Annotated in this window: 13 protein-coding genes, 1 tRNA gene and 2 pseudogenes; 8 read left to right on the forward strand and 8 right to left on the reverse strand. The window is 61.3% G+C overall.

Annotated features, from left to right (window positions below):
- Window positions 1–53 precede the first annotated feature (53 nt).
- Window positions 54–914 carry an IS5 family transposase gene (locus IPP03_22475; protein ID MBL0355263.1) on the reverse strand — a complete coding sequence of 287 codons (861 nt, stop codon included), beginning with the start codon at window positions 912–914 and terminating at the stop codon, window positions 54–56.
- Between the two features lie 63 nt (window positions 915–977).
- Window positions 978–1,804 (reverse strand): annotated as a pseudogene (locus IPP03_22480) (transposase).
- A 467-nt stretch (window positions 1,805–2,271) separates the two neighbouring features.
- On the opposite strand from IPP03_22480, the gene IPP03_22485 reads away from it, so the two are divergent.
- The 5 genes from IPP03_22485 to rpoS are packed head-to-tail and all read left to right on the forward strand — an operon-like array spanning window position 2,272 to window position 5,902.
- The gene (locus IPP03_22485) at window positions 2,272–2,586 is read left to right on the forward strand and encodes an H-NS histone family protein (GenBank protein ID MBL0355264.1); all 315 of its coding nucleotides are present in this window, start codon (window positions 2,272–2,274) and stop codon (window positions 2,584–2,586) included.
- Window position 2,587: 1 nt separating this feature from the next.
- Window positions 2,588–3,328, forward strand: a complete 741-nt coding sequence (surE, locus tag IPP03_22490) for a 5'/3'-nucleotidase SurE (protein ID MBL0355265.1) — start codon at window positions 2,588–2,590, stop codon at window positions 3,326–3,328.
- Window positions 3,325–3,987, forward strand: a complete 663-nt coding sequence (locus IPP03_22495) for a protein-L-isoaspartate(D-aspartate) O-methyltransferase (GenBank protein ID MBL0355266.1) — start codon at window positions 3,325–3,327, stop codon at window positions 3,985–3,987. Before surE ends, IPP03_22495 begins: the two co-directional genes overlap by 4 nt.
- Window positions 3,984–4,970 carry a peptidoglycan DD-metalloendopeptidase family protein gene (locus IPP03_22500; GenBank protein ID MBL0355267.1) on the forward strand — a complete coding sequence of 329 codons (987 nt, stop codon included), beginning with the start codon at window positions 3,984–3,986 and terminating at the stop codon, window positions 4,968–4,970. The genes IPP03_22495 and IPP03_22500 overlap by 4 nt, the downstream gene beginning before the upstream one ends.
- Entirely contained in the window at window positions 4,967–5,902 is a 936-nt protein-coding gene (rpoS, locus tag IPP03_22505) for an RNA polymerase sigma factor RpoS (protein MBL0355268.1), read from the forward strand. The genes IPP03_22500 and rpoS overlap by 4 nt, the downstream gene beginning before the upstream one ends.
- Before the next feature lie 21 nt (window positions 5,903–5,923).
- Here the strand turns inward: rpoS and mltB are convergent, their stop codons facing one another.
- The 4 genes from mltB to IPP03_22525 all read right to left on the reverse strand — a co-directional run bounded on the left by mltB (window position 5,924) and on the right by IPP03_22525 (window position 10,779).
- Window positions 5,924–6,922, reverse strand: a complete 999-nt coding sequence (gene mltB / locus IPP03_22510; protein ID MBL0355269.1) for a lytic murein transglycosylase B — start codon at window positions 6,920–6,922, stop codon at window positions 5,924–5,926.
- 11 nt (window positions 6,923–6,933) lie between these two features.
- The gene (locus tag IPP03_22515; protein MBL0355270.1) at window positions 6,934–8,874 is read right to left on the reverse strand and encodes a DUF3488 domain-containing transglutaminase family protein; all 1,941 of its coding nucleotides are present in this window, start codon (window positions 8,872–8,874) and stop codon (window positions 6,934–6,936) included.
- On the reverse strand, window positions 8,871–9,689 hold the full coding sequence (locus tag IPP03_22520) for a DUF58 domain-containing protein (GenBank protein ID MBL0355271.1): 819 nt from the start codon (window positions 9,687–9,689) through the stop codon (window positions 8,871–8,873). The genes IPP03_22515 and IPP03_22520 overlap by 4 nt, the downstream gene beginning before the upstream one ends.
- Window positions 9,690–9,831: 142 nt before the next feature.
- Window positions 9,832–10,779, reverse strand: a complete 948-nt coding sequence (locus tag IPP03_22525; GenBank protein ID MBL0355272.1) for an AAA family ATPase — start codon at window positions 10,777–10,779, stop codon at window positions 9,832–9,834.
- Window positions 10,780–10,902: 123 nt separating this feature from the next.
- On the opposite strand from IPP03_22525, the gene IPP03_22530 reads away from it, so the two are divergent.
- From IPP03_22530 to IPP03_22540, 3 genes are all read left to right on the forward strand, one after another.
- Window positions 10,903–11,829: a histone deacetylase family protein gene (locus tag IPP03_22530; GenBank protein MBL0355273.1), complete on the forward strand. Its 927-nt coding sequence runs from the start codon at window positions 10,903–10,905 to the stop codon at window positions 11,827–11,829.
- 83 nt (window positions 11,830–11,912) lie between these two features.
- Window positions 11,913–13,139 (forward strand): aspartate kinase, encoded by a 1,227-nt coding sequence (locus IPP03_22535; protein MBL0355274.1) that lies wholly within the window; start codon window positions 11,913–11,915, stop codon window positions 13,137–13,139.
- Between the two features lie 51 nt (window positions 13,140–13,190).
- Window positions 13,191–13,284 (forward strand) — tRNA-Ser (locus tag IPP03_22540).
- Between the two features lie 594 nt (window positions 13,285–13,878).
- Here the strand turns inward: IPP03_22540 and IPP03_22545 are convergent.
- Both IPP03_22545 and IPP03_22550 read right to left on the reverse strand, forming a co-directional pair.
- Window positions 13,879–15,104, reverse strand: a pseudogene (locus tag IPP03_22545) (IS91 family transposase).
- 9 nt (window positions 15,105–15,113) lie between these two features.
- The gene (locus IPP03_22550; protein ID MBL0355275.1) at window positions 15,114–16,013 is read right to left on the reverse strand and encodes a site-specific integrase; all 900 of its coding nucleotides are present in this window, start codon (window positions 16,011–16,013) and stop codon (window positions 15,114–15,116) included.
- Between the last annotated feature and the right edge of the window lie 232 nt (window positions 16,014–16,245).

The following is a 16,245-nucleotide window of genomic DNA, read 5'->3' on the forward strand; positions in this document are numbered from 1 at the left end:
AAAATAACGGGGTCAGAGTCGAAGGACAATAGGGGTAAGGCCACACTAAGAACTTATCCGTAAACAATATTTACTTTCAGTTTAATTTTTCTGAACGCCATGATTGATGCGGCCAGGTGGTTGAGCGCCAAGAAACTGCGCTCAAGCTTCTCGTATCGCACCAACAACTTCCGGAAGCGGTTGAACCAGCTGTGAGCCACTTCGACGATCCAGCGCCGGGCTTTCTTCCTGGGGTCACGTTTGAGTTCGCCGGCCTCTTGCCCACGCCCTTTGACATGGGGGATGTAGCCATGCTTCGTGATGATCGCCAATGCGGGCGCGCCGGTGTAGCCGGCGTCAGCGCAAAGGTGTTTGCTTCGCCGCTTGGGTGGCGACGCTCGCTTGACGACAATGGCCTCAAGCACAGCCGCCAACTGAGAGACGTCGTGCCGATTGGCGCCGGTCACGACGAGCGACAACGGGACGCCACGACCGTCCACCAGCAAATGACGCTTGCTCCCATTTTTTCCCCGGTCCGTTGGATTGGGTCCAACGCTTGATTGCGCCATCGGGGCCTTCATCATCGCGCCGTCAAGGCTTTGCCAGCGCCAGGCGATACCTTCAAGGTCGTCGTATTCGGCAAGCCCGCGCTTCCATAGGGCTTCAAACACCCCGGCCTTCTCCCACGCCAGAAATCGGGCATGAATCGCACTGGAACTGCCAAAGCGCTCCGCCGGGAGTGCCTTCCACTGGCAACCTGTGCGCAGCACATAAATAATCGCCTCGAAGACCAGCCTCGGTTCTTTGGGCTTGCGCCCCCCGCCAGCCTTGCGGACGTAACTCCGATCCGCCAGTCGCTGGCGTATCGGAATCAGTGGCTCAACGCGCTTCCAGAATTCCTCGGTCACTTCCCATGACTTCACTTTTGCCATCATCTCCCCCAACGTAATTCTCGCGCATGGGCAGTGATTGTCCACTATTTACGGACAAGTTCTTAGTCATGCAGCCAACGGCTGAATATTGTGGTTAGCCGAATGCGCCTTGATGATGCAATCGCGTTCGGGGCTGAGGGTGACGGCGCCAACCGATGTCCAGTTTCGCGTCTTGCCAGACCAACGTGCGGGGTTTAGTTGGCGGTACGAAACAACGACTCGGCGTAAGCGTTGTCATCGCTGACACGGGGGCGCGAGCACGAGGGTTTGACCCCCAACCAATTGAGTATCACCAGCACCGTTGTGGCTTTAAAGGTCGAGCCGTTATCGCCGTGCAGCACCGGCTTGGCGGTCAAGGCGGCAATGCCCTCAGCCAGCGCCGTGCGGCGCACCAGAGGCACCGCATGATCGGCGTGATCACTGTCATACGCCTCCCAGCCGACGATCTTGCGGCTGTACAGATCGAGGATCAGGTACAAGAAGAACCAGCGTCCCATTACCTGCGCGGGCAGGTAGGTCATATCCCAGCACCACACCTGAAGGGGTGCGGTGGCCATGTGCGTGGCCGGTGGCCGGACCGCCTTGGGTGCCTTGGCGCGCCCGCGGTGGCTGGTTTTCCCCTGTGCGCGCAGGATGCGGCTGAAGGTGGATTTACTGGCCAGATAGACGCCCTTGTCGGCCAGCATGGGCACGATGCGCGCCGGTGGCACAGAGGCAAAGCGCAGCGCGTTGGCCACGGCAAGCACCTGCGCCCGCTCGGCCTCGGAGAGGGCATAGCGCGGTACCGGGCGCAGCGCCTGTGGCCGGCGATCACGGCCGACAAGGCCATCGCTGGCTTGCCAGCGTTGCAGCGTGCGCAAGTCGATGCCGGCCATCTCGCAGGCAGGCTTCACCCAGCAGACGTCAGGCATCGCGCTTTTCGCTGTCGTACCTGCCGGTGCCGCGTCCGCCTTGGCTTTGGCCAGGCCAAACAGCGAATGCTCATCCGGAAGCTTCCTGCCAATGTCGACAGAGGTTATACTATCTAACTTCTTGACCGTCAGTTTGACCAATTTCACCCTCAAAAAAGTGCTTAACATAGTGCCCAACAGATCACGTGGCTTTTGCTGGATGATAAAGGGCGGCCTTGGATAGCCAATGTATTAAATGAATATAAAAACAACGTGTTACGGCAGTTTTGTGCAGCTCACGGGATGCTGCTGGATTGGTTTTTACCATTATGTGGCGCAAGGGGTAGCGAGTTCGAATCCCACCTCGATCAATTAAATAACCGGCTTGTGCGGGTTTTTTAATTTAAAGGTTGATTAATTTATTAGGACAAATTAGATTGTTTCCGCCATTTCACATTAAGGAGGTAATCATGGATTTGTCCACCCTGACCGTTGTCGAATTGCGTGAGCTGCAACAACAGATTCCTGCGGAATTGAAACGCCGAGAGGCTCAGGATAAGATGAAAATCCTGAATGAAGCGCGGGCTTTTGTTAAAGCACGCGGTTATGCGCTTGAAGATCTGCTGGGTAAGGAAGCTAAAGTCAAGGGACCGACCGGAAAAGTAAAGGTCAAATACCGTCACCCGAAGAATGCCGCGCTGGAATGGACCGGCCGTGGCCGCCAGCCGAAATGGGTTGCCGAATGGCTGGCTGCCGGCGGCCATCTCGATGACATGATGGTCTGAAATGCGGATTCTCCTGAGTAACGACGACGGTTATTTCGCGCCCGGAATTCTGGCGCTGGCCGAGGCGCTTGACGGCCTGGGCGAAATCGTTGTCGTTGCTCCGGAGCAGAATCGCAGCGCCGCCAGCAATTCATTGACGCTGGATCGACCGGTATTTCTCAAGCAGGCCGCAAATGGATTTTATTTCGTCAATGGCACGCCATCGGATTGCGTCCATCTGGCGGTCTCTGGAATGCTTGATTACATGCCCGACATTATCGTTTCCGGCATTAACCATGGCGCCAATATGGGTGACGACACCATTTATTCGGGAACGGTTGCCGCGGCGACCGAAGGTTTTCTGTTGGGCATTCCATCGATTGCACTTTCGCTGACGAGTTTCGAGGGTAGTCATTTCAATACCGCGGGACGTATTGCCCGGGAACTGGTGGAGCGTTTTTTCAATGATCCGATTCGTGATCCGGTGCTGCTGAACGTCAATGTTCCCGATATTCCCTATGCCGACCTGCGCGGCACGGAAGTGACCCGTCTCGGCAGACGTCACAAGGCTGAGCCGGTCGTCAAAATGCGTTCGCCGCGGAATGATACGGTCTATTGGGTGGGTGCTGCCGGAGCGGCCGCCGAGGCAGGGCCAGGAACGGACTTCAACGCGATCGAACGCGGCTGTGTGTCGATCACCCCGCTGCAGGTCGATCTGACGCATACGGCGCGGTTGCAGGCGATTGCGAACTGGCTGCGATGACCACCAACGCATTGCAAGGATTCGGGATGACCTCGCAGCGGACGCGGGCGCGCATGATCGAGCGCCTGCGCGAGATGGGCATCCGCAATGCGGCCGTCCTCCGGGCGATGGCGGCAGTTCCGCGTCACGTCTTTGTTGAGGAGGCACTGGCGTCGCGTGCCTATGAAGACACCGCGTTGCCGCTGGGTATGGGGCAGACGATTTCACAGCCTTTCGTCGTTGCTCGGATGATCGAACTGTTGCTCAACGGGCGCATGGCGCTGGGCAGGACGCTCGAGGTTGGCGCCGGTTGCGGCTATCAGGCGGCCGTCCTGGCGCAACTGACGACTGAGGTTTATGCGATCGAGCGCCTCGGGCCCCTTCTGGAAAAGGCGAAGGCTCACATGCGACATCTGAAGCAGTTCAATGTACGCCTCAAGCACGCGGATGGTCAGCTCGGCATGCCCGAGGCAGCACCGTTCGCCAGCATCATCGTCGCCGCTGCGGGTCGCCAGGTGCCGCCGGCCCTGCTCGGGCAACTGGCAGTTGGCGGGCGTATGGTCTTGCCTATCGGTACGACTGAGCAGTATCTTTCCCTCATTGAACGGACTGCGGAGGGTTTTGTCGAAACCCGGCTTGATCCCGTTCGCTTTGTCCCACTCCTTGCAGGAACGCAATGATTAGAGTCCTCGCTCCTTTGGCCGTCCTCCTCCTGATGGCGGGCTGCAAGTCTCAGCCGCCGGCTCCGACCGTCGACCGCTCTACCTCGTCCTTGGGTAGACAGTCTGCGCCCGCGTTTGAGGGTCCCGGGTATTACACGGTCAGGAAGGGCGACACGCTTTACCGCATTGCCCTCGAGCATGGTCAGGATTACAAGGATGTTGTTGCCTGGAACAACGTTACCAATCCCAACGCGATCAACGAAGGGCAGATCCTGCGCGTGGCGCCGCCGGTCGTCACGTCAGCCGCCATGGGCGAGGCAGTGGTGGCGCAGCCAGTGGTGACGACGCCGGTTGTAGAGTCGCGGCCGCTGGATGTGCCAGGCAAGGTTGCCGGCACACCTTCCGCGATTGCCGGAGATGGTCTGAAACGGGGGCCACGCGGCGGCAAGGAGCCCTATTCCGATGAGGCGTACGCCCGGCTCAACCGCCCCGGGGAGACGGTCCCGAAGCCGCCGGTTGTCGCGGTCGACCAGAAACCGGAGCCGAAACCGGAAGTCCAGCCCGAGGCAAGACCCGAGGCAAGACCCGAGGCGAAGCCTGAACCCAAGCCGGAACCGGCAGCTACCGGCCCCGACGACGTGGCATGGCAGTGGCCCACGTCGGGCAAGGTGATCTCGTCCTTCAGTGATTCGGGAAACAAGGGTATTGATTTCGGCGGCAAGGCCGGCGATCCCGTCGTGGCTGCCGCCGATGGCAAGGTCGTCTATGTTGGCACAGGGATTCGAGGTTTCGGTCAGCTCCTGATCGTCAAGCACAACGCGACTTTCCTCTCGGCTTATGCGCACAACCGTAAGATCTTGGTCGCCGAAGGCCAGCAAGTCAAGCGTGGCCAGAAGGTGGCGGAAATGGGCAACACGGACAGCGAGATTATCAAGCTCCATTTCGAGATTCGCAAGCAGGGCAAACCGACCGATCCCGCGGCCTTCCTGCCGAAGAGATGACCGCCTGGGCGGCTGACGATCCGGAAGACGATGAACTGGCGTCAGTCGAGGCTGACGCGGAACCGCTCCCCGAACCTCAATCCGTCAGCCCAGAACTGGGACTCCTCGAGGATGTTACCCAACTCTACCTGAACGAGATCGGCGCCAAGCCGTTGCTGACGCCTGCCGATGAACTGGCGACGACGCGCCTGGTGAGGGCCGGCGATTTCGCGGCGCGCCAGAAGATGATCGAACACAACCTGCGTCTGGTTGTGAATATCGCCAAGCACTATCTGAACCGGGGTATCCCGCTCCTCGATCTGGTTGAGGAGGGCAATCTCGGCCTCATCCACGCGCTGGAAAAGTTCGATCCCGAGCGCGGTTTCCGGTTTTCGACCTATGCGAGCTGGTGGATCCGCCAGACCATCGAGCGGGCGATCATGAACCAGTCGCGCACCATCCGGTTGCCGGTGCATGTGGTCAAGGACATCAACCTCGTTCTGCGGGCCATCCGTCACCTCGAGTCGCCGCCGACTCGCGAGACCTCGATCGCACGCGTGGCGGCGCTGATCGACCGGCCGGTGGCCGATGTCCGGCGCATCCTGCATTTCAACGAACAAATCGCCTCGCTCGATGCGCCGCTGGAACTCGATTCCGGCCATAGTCTGGGCGACGCGATTGCCGACGAGGCGGCGGTCAATCCAGAAGATCTCCTGCAGTTCCGCGAGATGGGCGCGCTGCTCAACGACTGGCTGGCGCAGCTTGGTGAACGTCAGCGGCAGATAATCGAACGGCGCTATGGACTCAACGGCGCCGATGTCATGACACTCGAAGCCCTGGCGGTCGACCTCGGGTTGACCCGGGAACGCGTCCGCCAGATCCAGGCCGGGGCGCTCGATCGCCTGCGCGTGATCATCAAGCGCGGCGGCGTCACGCGTGACTCATTGCTGTAACCCGGTGCGGACCCGGCACTGCTACTGGCGCGACATACGCTTACGGATTGCCTCCGCCAACTGGAACACCGACATCGCGTAAAAGCTGGAACGGTTGTAGCGCGTGATGACGTAGAAGTTATTGAAGCCCAGCCAGTACTCGGTCGGCCGGCCGGGGGAAACGAGATCGACCAGCGTCACTGTCGCCTGCGGGTCGGCATCGGCCGTGATGCCCTGCTGCGCCAGATCGGCGACGAGCAACCTCGGCTGAATTCCGGCCTCGATCAGGCTGCGGTCGGGTTCGCCGCGTGCGCGGGCAGGGACGGCGATCGGCTGGCCGGCCTCCCAGCCGTGTTGCTCGAAAAAACGTCCGACGCTGCCGATGGCGTCGTCGACGCTGTCGGAAAGGTCTATTTTCTGGTCGCCGTCGAAGTCGACCGCATAACGTCGCTGGCTGCCCGGCATGAATTGCGGAATGCCAATGGCGCCGGCGAAGGAGCCGCGCACGTTGACCGGGTCCATGCCGTTTTCACGCGCCAGCAGCAGGAACTGCTCCAGTTCGGTGCGGAAAAAGTCGGCGCGGCGTGGGTAGTAAAAGGCGAGTGTGGCCAGCGCCTCGAGCACCCGGAAACCGCCGGTGTTGGCTCCGTATTCGGTTTCGACCCCGATGATGGCGACGATGATCTCGGGCGGCACGCCATAAATGACGCTGGCCTTGATCAAGCTCACCTGGTTTTCCTGCCAGAAGCGGACGCCACGCTCGATCCGCCGTTCGTTCAGAAAACGCGAGCGGTAGCGCTCCCAGGAACGCTGGAGCGGCGACACCGGCGGCCGGATCAACTGCAGTACCTTGTCGTTGGGCCGGATCTGAGCGAACTGCAGCAGCAGTTCGTCGGCATTGAAGCCGTGGCGCTGTTCGAGGTCGCGCGCAAATTCGATGACTGCGGGGTCACTGGCAAAACTGCCTGGGGCAGGTGCGGCATCGGCATGGGTCAGGCAGGCGCAGGCGACGAGCAGCAGAGTGCCGAGGGTGTGTTTCAAGTAGTTCTCCGTCAGGGCATGCGCCTCAGGGCGCTGCGTAGTGTGGTTAGATCGTCGGGAATTCCGCTGTAGCGCGCCCGCAGGTAGGCGCCAACCACATCACGAAGCGCCGGGGCCAGCGTCGGATATTCATTTTCGACACGTTCAAGCAAGGCCAGTGGCGTTTCCCAAGGGGCACAGTTTACTTTGCTTCGCGCCAGCCGGCGCAAGGCTTTTCGCCAGAGGCGGGCGGCTGGGTCGATGCGTGGCCGCTGGTGGAGGGTCCAAACACTTATTGCCAGCAGCAGGATGCCGCAGATGACCGCCAGCGTGGCAGCCAGGCTTCGCCAGTCGGCATCGGGCATGCCAAGGCGGGCGAGCAATTCACGCTGGCGCTGCGGGTTGTAGCCGAGGATGTACTGGTTCCAGGCATTGTTGACTGCCTCCCAGCGGAAGAGCAGGGTGCGCAGCCAGTCGTTGTGCAGTTGGATGAGCGCCGGCAGTGGCTCGCCGGCAGGCATGGCGGCGGCGATACCGTCCTCGACCCGGGCCGGCGAAACTGCGGCGGTCGGGTCGACCCGCGTCCAGCCCAGTCCGGCGAGCCAGACCTCAGCCCAGGCATGGGCGTCGGACTGGCGGACGACGACGAAACCATCGACCGGATTGACCTCACCGCCCTGATAGCCGGTGACGACGCGGGCTGGGACGCCGGCGGCACGCATCAGGAAGACAAAGGACGAGGCGTAATGCTCGCAGAAGCCGCGCCGGGTGACGAAAAGGAAGTCATCGACCGGCTGCTCTCCGAGTAATGGCGGTTGTAGGGTGTAAAAGAACTTTTCGTCGGAAAACAGCTTCAAGGCTTTCCGCACCCGGTCGGCAGGGTCCGGGTCAGCCGCTTTCCAGCCCTCGGCCAGGGCGCGCGCTCGCGGATTGCCCTGCGGGGGCAGCATCAGGTTGCGCCGGAGCGCAATAGGCTCCTCATCGGCATTAAAGCGGTAGTCGAGCGTTGCCGTCAAGGCGAAACGCTGGCGCTGGCTCAACGGTTCACGGCTGGTTGCGGTCAACGTGCCGGAAAGGAGAAATTCCGGCCCCAGGGCGCCGGGCGCGTCAAGGGCCAGCAGCCAGCGTTGCTGCTGCGGTTCGAGTGTGGTCTCGTAGGCGATCGGCGGTGACAGCGGCTCAATCTGCGGCGGGCGGGTACGACCGATTTGCGGCTTCCAGGTCAAGCCGTCGAAGCTTTCGAGGACCGGTCCGCGCCAGTAGAGTTTTTCGCGCTGCGGTGGCGCTCCGGTGAAACGCACACGGAAGGCGATTTCGCCGCTCAAGGCCAGGTTGGCGATATTGCCCGGAGTCATCTGGTCGGACAATCCGCTGCGGCCGCTGTGAGCATCCTGCGGCAGGCCCCAGAGCGGCCCGGTAATCCTCGGAAACAGGACGTAGAGGACAAGCAAGAAGGGGACTGCCTGCAGCGTCAGCAGGCCGGCGTAGCGCAGCGTGGTGCCGGTGCTGCTCGACGGACCGCCATGCAGGCGAATCAGCGTCGCAGTGAGCAGCGTCATCGCCGCCAGCAGCCACAACCCGGTGGGGATGCTCTGCGAGTAGAAATAATGGGTCAGCAGCAGGAAGTAGCCTAACGTGACGACCACCGTCGCGTCGCGCCGGGTGCGCAGTTCGAGCAGTTTCAGGGTCATGAAGACGACCAGCATGGCAACGCCGGCATCGCGCCCGAACAGGGTGCGAAACTCGATCAGCACACTGCCGCACGCTATCGCGACCAGCAACCCGAGCACCCAGCGTCCGGGCAGGCGCTCGTTGCGCCACCACAGCCAGCCACCCCAGGCCAGGAGAGCGGCAGCAATGGCGCTCAGCCAGAGTGGCTGATGCTCGGCGTGCGGCAGGGTGGTCGCCAGCGCCGCCGCGAGGAGCCAGGGTGTGGCGCCGCGGTCGAGCACTTCGCTTGGGCGTGTGCTCATGTCGGAAAAAGCGCCAGTACTTCCAGGCAGCGATGGCGGTGCGCATCGCCGCTGTCCGGCGCGATTTCCCGCCCCGGCAGGCGTAGACCGTAACAGGCACCCTCTGCCGCGGCCGTCAATATCCAGCCGGCAAGGATGGCAATGCGCGCCTCGGGTGCGGCCGCCTCGGGCGTCAGCGACCAGTCGAGTTGCAGTTCGGTCTGCGCGCCGCCGGCGAACTGCTTGACCAGCAGCGGGCGTTGTCCGGCATCGCGGGCGCTGGCTTTCCAGGCGACGTGACGCGGAGAGTCGGCTGGTTGGCGTTCGCGGAAACCGGAAAAATCGTCCTGCCCGCCGTCGCCGTGGTGATCGCCGATCCGTGTTGCCGGCTGCTGCCGTGGCAATGGAGCGGCCAGCGGTTGCGGGTAAACCAGGCAACGCATCGCCGGTTGCAGATAGCTCCAGGCGACGAACAGTCCGAGCGGGTAGGTCGTGGCCAGACGGGTGCGCGGCAAATCAAGCCAGCCACGGCGCACGGAGGCAACCGGCACGGCGACTTCGCTCAGGCCGTGGGCGGCAACGTCGGCGGCGACAATCCGGGTTTCGTCACTGGCACACAGTTCGAGTGCCAGGCGCGACGTATTGCGTTCGCTCGCCAGGTGCAGCGGAAAGTAGGCGACCTCGCCGGCAAACACCGGGTCACAGCGCCCGGGCGTGATGAGCAGTCCGTGCAGGTTGCGAAAGGTGTGCACCATGCCGGTGAGCGCGAGGCCTGCCAGCAGGAAGACGAGGGCATGGCCCAATGCCAGGTTGTAATTGATGGCGCCAGTGAGCATCGCCAGCAGGGCGGCAGCGAAGAGCAGACCGGCGCGTGTCGGCAGGATGAAGATGCGGCGTTGCGCAAGACGCAGAGGCGCAGTCCCGTCGCTTTGCCAGCGAAAGAGCCGGCGCTTGAGTTCGCCGATGACGCCCACGGCTTCAGGGAATCGGCACCGCGCGGATCAGCGCCGCGATGTCCTCAGCCTTGGCCATCCCGGTTCCCTGCGTCGCGCGCAGACGATGGCGGGCGACTGCGGGAAGAACGACCTGAATGTCGTCCGGCAACACCATCTCGCGTCCGTCCAGCCAGGCCCAGGCGCGTGCCGCTGCGAGCAGGGCGAGACCGGCCCGCGGCGAGAGGCCATGCTGGAAGGCAGGGTCGCGGCGGCTAGCCGCGACCAGGGCCTGGACGTAGTCGATCAGCGGCTCGGCGGCATGTACCGTGGTGACCTCGCGCTGAAGGGACGGCAGTTCGCATGCGGCGATCATTGGCGCCAGTTGATCGGCCAGCGCGCGCTGACCGCCAGCCTTCAGCAGCGCGCGTTCGGCATTGCGGTCGGGGTAGCCGAGCTCGATTCGCATCAGGAAGCGGTCCAGTTGCGACTCGGGCAGCGGAAAGGTGCCGATCTGGTGCGACGGGTTCTGCGTCGCAATGACGAAGAACGGGTCAGGCAGCGGGCGGGTTTCGCCTTCGACCGTGACTTGGCGTTCCTCCATCGCTTCGAGCAGGGCGCTTTGCGTTTTCGGGGTCGCACGGTTGATCTCGTCGGCAAGGACCAGTTGGGAAAAGATCGGGCCGGGCAGGAAGTGAAATTCGCCAAGCTGCCGCTCGTAGATCGAGACGCCGGTGATGTCGGCCGGCAACAGGTCGCTGGTGAATTGGATGCGCGAGAAATCAAGGCCGAGCAAGCGCGCCAGTGCGTGTGCCAGAGTTGTCTTGCCGACGCCGGGCAGGTCTTCAATCAGCAGGTGGCCGCCGGCGAGCAGGCAGGCGAGCGCCTGGCGAATCTCGTATTGCTTGCCGAGAATGACGCGGTCGGCGGCTGCGAGCACGGGGTCGAGCGGACGCGGCCTGGTGCCGAGATTCGGGAGCGTGACGGCGAACATCGGGTATTCCGGAAAATGGTGGTGCAGTCCATTCTAATGCTTGAAGCGGTGTGCTGATTGGGTCGATAATCACATTTCGCCGTGCTCCTTCCTGGTGCGCCGGTCCACAGAGAGAGAGAACAAGTGACGACCACTGCATTCATCACCCATCGCGACTGCCTGTTGCACGACATGGGTATGCATCACCCGGAATGTCCGCAACGTCTTACCGCCATCAATGATCACTTGATCGCCCAAGGGATCGACGCCTATTTCAACTATCACGACGCGCCGCTTGCCACATTCGAGCAGTTGCTGCGTGTACATCCGGCTTCGCACCTTGAACGCATCAAGCGTGCCTCCCCGATGCACGGCGTGGTCCATCTCGACCCGGACACCGCCATGAACCCGCACACCTGGCAGGCAGCCCTGCGTGCCGCGGGCGCTGGTTGTCTTGCGGTAGACCTGGTCATGGGCGACGAGTGTGAAAACGCCTTCTGCGCCGTCCGCCCACCCGGACACCATGCCGAGCGCACCAACCCGATGGGCTTCTGCTTCTTCAACAACATCGCTGTCGCTGCCCGTCATGCCCTCGCCAAGCATGGCCTCGAACGCGTGGCGATCATCGATTTCGATGTCCATCATGGCAACGGCACGGAAGACTGCTTCGCCGGCGACAATCACGTGCTGATGTGCAGCATCTTCCAGCACCCCTTCTATCCCTACAGTGGCACCGACAAGCCGGCGGCCAACATGTGCAATGTGCCGCTGGCGGCAGGTAGCGGCGGCGAGGAGTTCAGGGATGCGGTAATCCAGGTCTGGATGCCGCGCCTGATGGACTTCAAGCCGCAGATGATCTTCATCTCGGCCGGCTTTGACGGGCACTACGAGGATGATATGGGTGGCCTAAAACTGCTCGAGAAGGACTACGCCTGGTGCACCAAGGAATTGAAGAAACTGGCTGCCGAGTTCTCGGACAGGCGTATTGTTTCCATGCTTGAAGGCGGTTACGTCATGACTTCCCTGGCGCGCAGCGTCGGCGCCCATCTGCGAATTCTGGCCGATCTCTAGGCGCGGATTTCCTGAGGAAAGAATGCGGGGTGAGGTAAAATCGTGCCCTCTCTCCTGTTTCCAACGTTTAACCGGACGAATTAATGGCGTTGATTGTTCAAAAATATGGTGGAACCTCGGTGGGAAATCCCGAGCGCATCAAGAATGTAGCGCAGCGCGTTGCCAGGTTCCAGGCTCAGGGTCACCAGGTCGTAGTTGTGCTTTCCGCGATGAGCGGAGAAACCAACAAGCTTATCGCGCTGGCCAAGGAAGTGCAGGCCAACCCCGATCCGAGGGAACTGGACATGGTGATGTCTACCGGCGAGCAGGTCAGCATCGGTTTGCTGGCCATGGCGCTCAAGGACATCGGCTGCCCGGCCAGAAGCTACACCGGCGGACAGATAAAGGTGCTGACCGACGCCACCTTCACCAAGGCGCGCATCCTGTCGATCGATGAAGCCAACATGCGCCGCGATCTCGATGCCGGCAACGTCATCGTCGTTGCCGGTTTTCAGGGTGTCGATGCCGACGGTAACATCACGACGCTGGGGCGCGGCGGTTCCGATACTTCCGCCGTCGCCATGGCTGCCACGCTGAAAGCTGAAGAGTGCCAAATCTACACTGACGTAGATGGGGTCTATACCACTGACCCGCGCGTTGTGCCCGAGGCCTGCAAGCTAAACACCATCACCTTCGAGGAAATGCTGGAAATGGCCAGCCTCGGCTCCAAGGTGCTGCAGATCCGCTCGGTCGAGTTTGCCGGCAAGTACAAGGTCAAACTGCGCGTTCTTTCCAGCTTCCAGGACGAAGGGGAAGGCACGCTGATCACTGTTGAGGAAGAAAAAAACATGGAACAACCAATCATCTCCGGTATTGCCTTCAACCGCGATGAAGCCAAGCTGACCATGCTCGGGGTGCCGGACAAGCCCGGAATCGCTTACCAGATACTTGGCGCGATCGCCGACGCCAACATCGACGTCGACATGATCATCCAGAACGTCAGCCACGACGGCAACACTGACGTTTCATTCACGGTCAACCGAAGCGATTTCGCCAAGGCGACCGCCATTCTCGAAGGTGTCAAGAAAAAGCTCGGTGCACGCGAAATCACGGGCGACAACAAGATCTGCAAGGTTTCCGCAGTGGGCGTCGGCATGCGCTCGCATCCGGGGGTCGCCAGCCAGATGTTCAAGGCGCTAGCTGACGAAGGCATAAACATCAAAATGATCTCGACTTCCGAAATCAAGATATCGGTCGTGCTCGATGAAAAGTATCTGGAACTGGCCGTTCGCGTGCTGCACCGCACTTTCGGCCTCGATCAACAAGTTTGACCGCAGGGCGCGGACGATATATCATCCGCGCCTTCGTTGAAGTCTGGATCCGGAGACGTGGCCGAGAGGTCGAAGGCACTCCCCTGCTAAGGGAGCATACGGGCATAAACCTGTATCGAGGGTTCGAATCCCTCCGTCTCCGCCAGTAATAACATTTAAGCCCATGATTCTTTGGGCTTTTTTGTTTTCATAGCGGATGCGACTATCAATTCAACTATCGAAAGTCGGCTCGGTTGGCTGATTACCGCCGTCCCGCCAGCGCCGACTTTCTGACGTGAGGCCGCTACCCGCCATATTGTAGACTGCCGATATTGCATTCCCAATGGCGGTTCAAGGTTGTCAGCGGCCCATCATGCTTTTCGGCAATCGGGCCGGATTTGTTAAGGGTTGTCAGATGCCAGCCCTGACCGGCATGGCTGCTGGGCACGGGAGTTGCTCATTGGGCTGGCGTCAGACAAGCGCCGAGGGAGGAAACCGCGGGGAGCACGACGGCGATATCAGGAAAGGCGACGGGCTATGGGGATTTGACTGCCTGGATTGCCGACTGAGACGAGGATCAAGCCGGTCAGCGAGGTGACGGCCGCGTTCAATCGGCCAGCCTCTGAGGGGATAGGCCAGGTTTTTGGGTGTCGCACCCTGCCAGAATGGGCATTGCCGTAGCGCCAGGCAATCGCTTCCCGTATCGTCACTATTGGCGGCAGTGATGACGGACAGTTGAGATATTGAGAGAGCGATGCGCTCATCGTGCGACGCGTTGCAGTGGTGGTGCGCTGATCGGCTGCCCGCGCCCGAAAGTCTCGATGACGACCATCGCTGCCCCACAGTCAGGACAGATGAACGTAGGTTGCTTGATATCCGTTGGTGCCGGCGCATCCTCGGTTGCTGCAACGCCCGCGGGCGCCACCTGCAACAGTTCACGGACCCGCGCCAGATTCTCCCGGCGTCCGGCATTGGCGATCAACCCATAGTGGCGGATCCGGTGAAATCCACTGGGCAGGACATGCAGCAGGAAACGGCGCATGAACTCGCCCGGATTAAGCGTCATGGTCTTGTAACGGGTTTGGCGATTGGCCCGGTAATCCTTCCAGCGAAAGGTAATGCCACGGTCGTCCATGGCCACCAGTCGTTGATTCGAGATCGCCACCCGATGGGTATAGCGCGACAGATAAGCCAGCACCGCCGCCGGGCCGGCAAACGGGCGCTTGGCATAGACCACCCATTCGCACTGACGTAACGGGCGCAACCAATCAGTGAATTGTTGGGTCGTTGTTAGCGCCGCGTACTCACCGAAGAGCTGTAACAGGCCGGCACGATGTGCCTTGTCGAGTTCTTCGAGCAAGCGCCGCCGGAATAAGCGGGAGAGGATACGAACGGGCAGGAAGAACCCTGGCTTGCAGGCAATCCAACGCGACCCGTCGGGGGACAGGCCGCCGCCCGGGACAATGCCATGGACGTGGGGATGATGGGTCAATGCCGATCCCCAAGTATGCAACACCAGCGTGGCGCCGATTTGCGCGCCCAGATGCCTGGGATCAGCGGCAATGGTGCTCAGCGTCTCTACGGCCACCTCGAACAACAGGCGATAAATGCCGGCCTTGTTGGTGTACGCGATAGCGCTGATCGGTGCCGGCAAGGTGAATACCACGTGGTAGTAATCCACGGGCAGCAAGTCGGCCTGGCGTGCTGCAAGCCAGCGTTGCGCCGCACTGGCCTGGCACTTTGGGCAATGCCGGTTGCGACAGGAGTTGTCCCCCAAGGGGACTTCCTTCGGGGCGTAGGCAATCTCCGCATGGTCACAGGCATTGTGCAATGCAACACATGTCCCCCCAGTGCCGCGCTGCGGCACTGCTCGATGGCCGACATGACCTTGAGTTGCCCCAGACTCAGGTGAGCCTGCTGCGTTTGGCGCCAAGCCGGCCCATGGGTCCGGAAGATGTCCGCGACCTCGAGGGCAGAACGCCCCATGGCGATAAGCTATGCGGGGTTCAGATTCTCCAGCGGGCTGATCACTTCGCGCAGGATGTCGGTGGCGACCTGGGTGTACAGCGCGGTGGTATCGAGTTTCTTATGCCCGAGCAGAACCTGGATCACGCGGATATCCACTTTCTGTTCCAGCAGGTGGGTGGCGAAACTGTGACGCAGGGTGTGCATCGAGATGCGCTTGTCGATCCGGGCCGCCTCCGCCGCGGCATGGATGGCGCGGTTGAGTTGGCGGGTGCTGAGCGAATCGATCGGGTTCAGGCCGGGAAACAGCCAGCCACCATCAAGCATCTTGCCCTGCGCACGGGCGACGCGCCACCAGACGCGCAGGCGTTCGAGCAGAACGGGTGAGAGTATGGCATCCCACAGGGACTTCCTTTGGTCGTAGCGATCTTTATGGCCCTTGCCTTGTTCAACCCGTAGCGTCATGCGCTGGCTGTCGATGTCACCGACCTTGAGGGAAATCACCTCGCTGGCGCGCAATCCAGCCCCGTAGGCAACGGAGAGCGCGGTCTGGTGCTTCAGGTTGCCGACAGCAACAATCAGGCGCGACACTTCTTCGCGGCTCAGTATCACCGGCAGTGTGCGCGGGACTCGTACAGGCTGCATCTTGGCCATCAACTCGACATGACCGAGCGTCACGTCGAAGAAGAATTTCAGCCCGGTGATTGCGGCATTGAGCGAGACGGGCGATATGCCGTGATCGACCAGGTGCAACTGGTAGCGTCGCAGGTCTTCGATGGTCGCGGTGTCCGGCGAGCAACCCAGGAAACCGGCGAATTGCCGAACGGCGCGAATATAGTGAGTCTGGGTCTTGTCGCATAGCTTGCGCATCCGCATGTCGTCGATCATGCGTTGACGCAACGGGCTGATGCTTTGGGTCGTGATGGTCATGGCGCTGCTCCTGTCGAGTAACGAGGCGGATTGCCTCAGTTCTCAACATAGGAAACAGCACGCCAATCTCAAAGATACTCAGCCGCTTATGCGTAGACTCTACCGCGCGAGCGGTTTAGTCCATCGACCCAGACCTGCCACTCGAGTAGGAACTTTGAATGGCTGCAATACGATAGATACCGGACGTACCAACGGGGTGAGTTTCGTGGCGCCAACTTGGACGCCCTGACCG

The organism is Candidatus Dechloromonas phosphoritropha (genome assembly GCA_016722705.1).
Taxonomy (GTDB): Bacteria; Pseudomonadota; Gammaproteobacteria; order Burkholderiales; family Rhodocyclaceae; genus Azonexus; species Azonexus phosphoritrophus.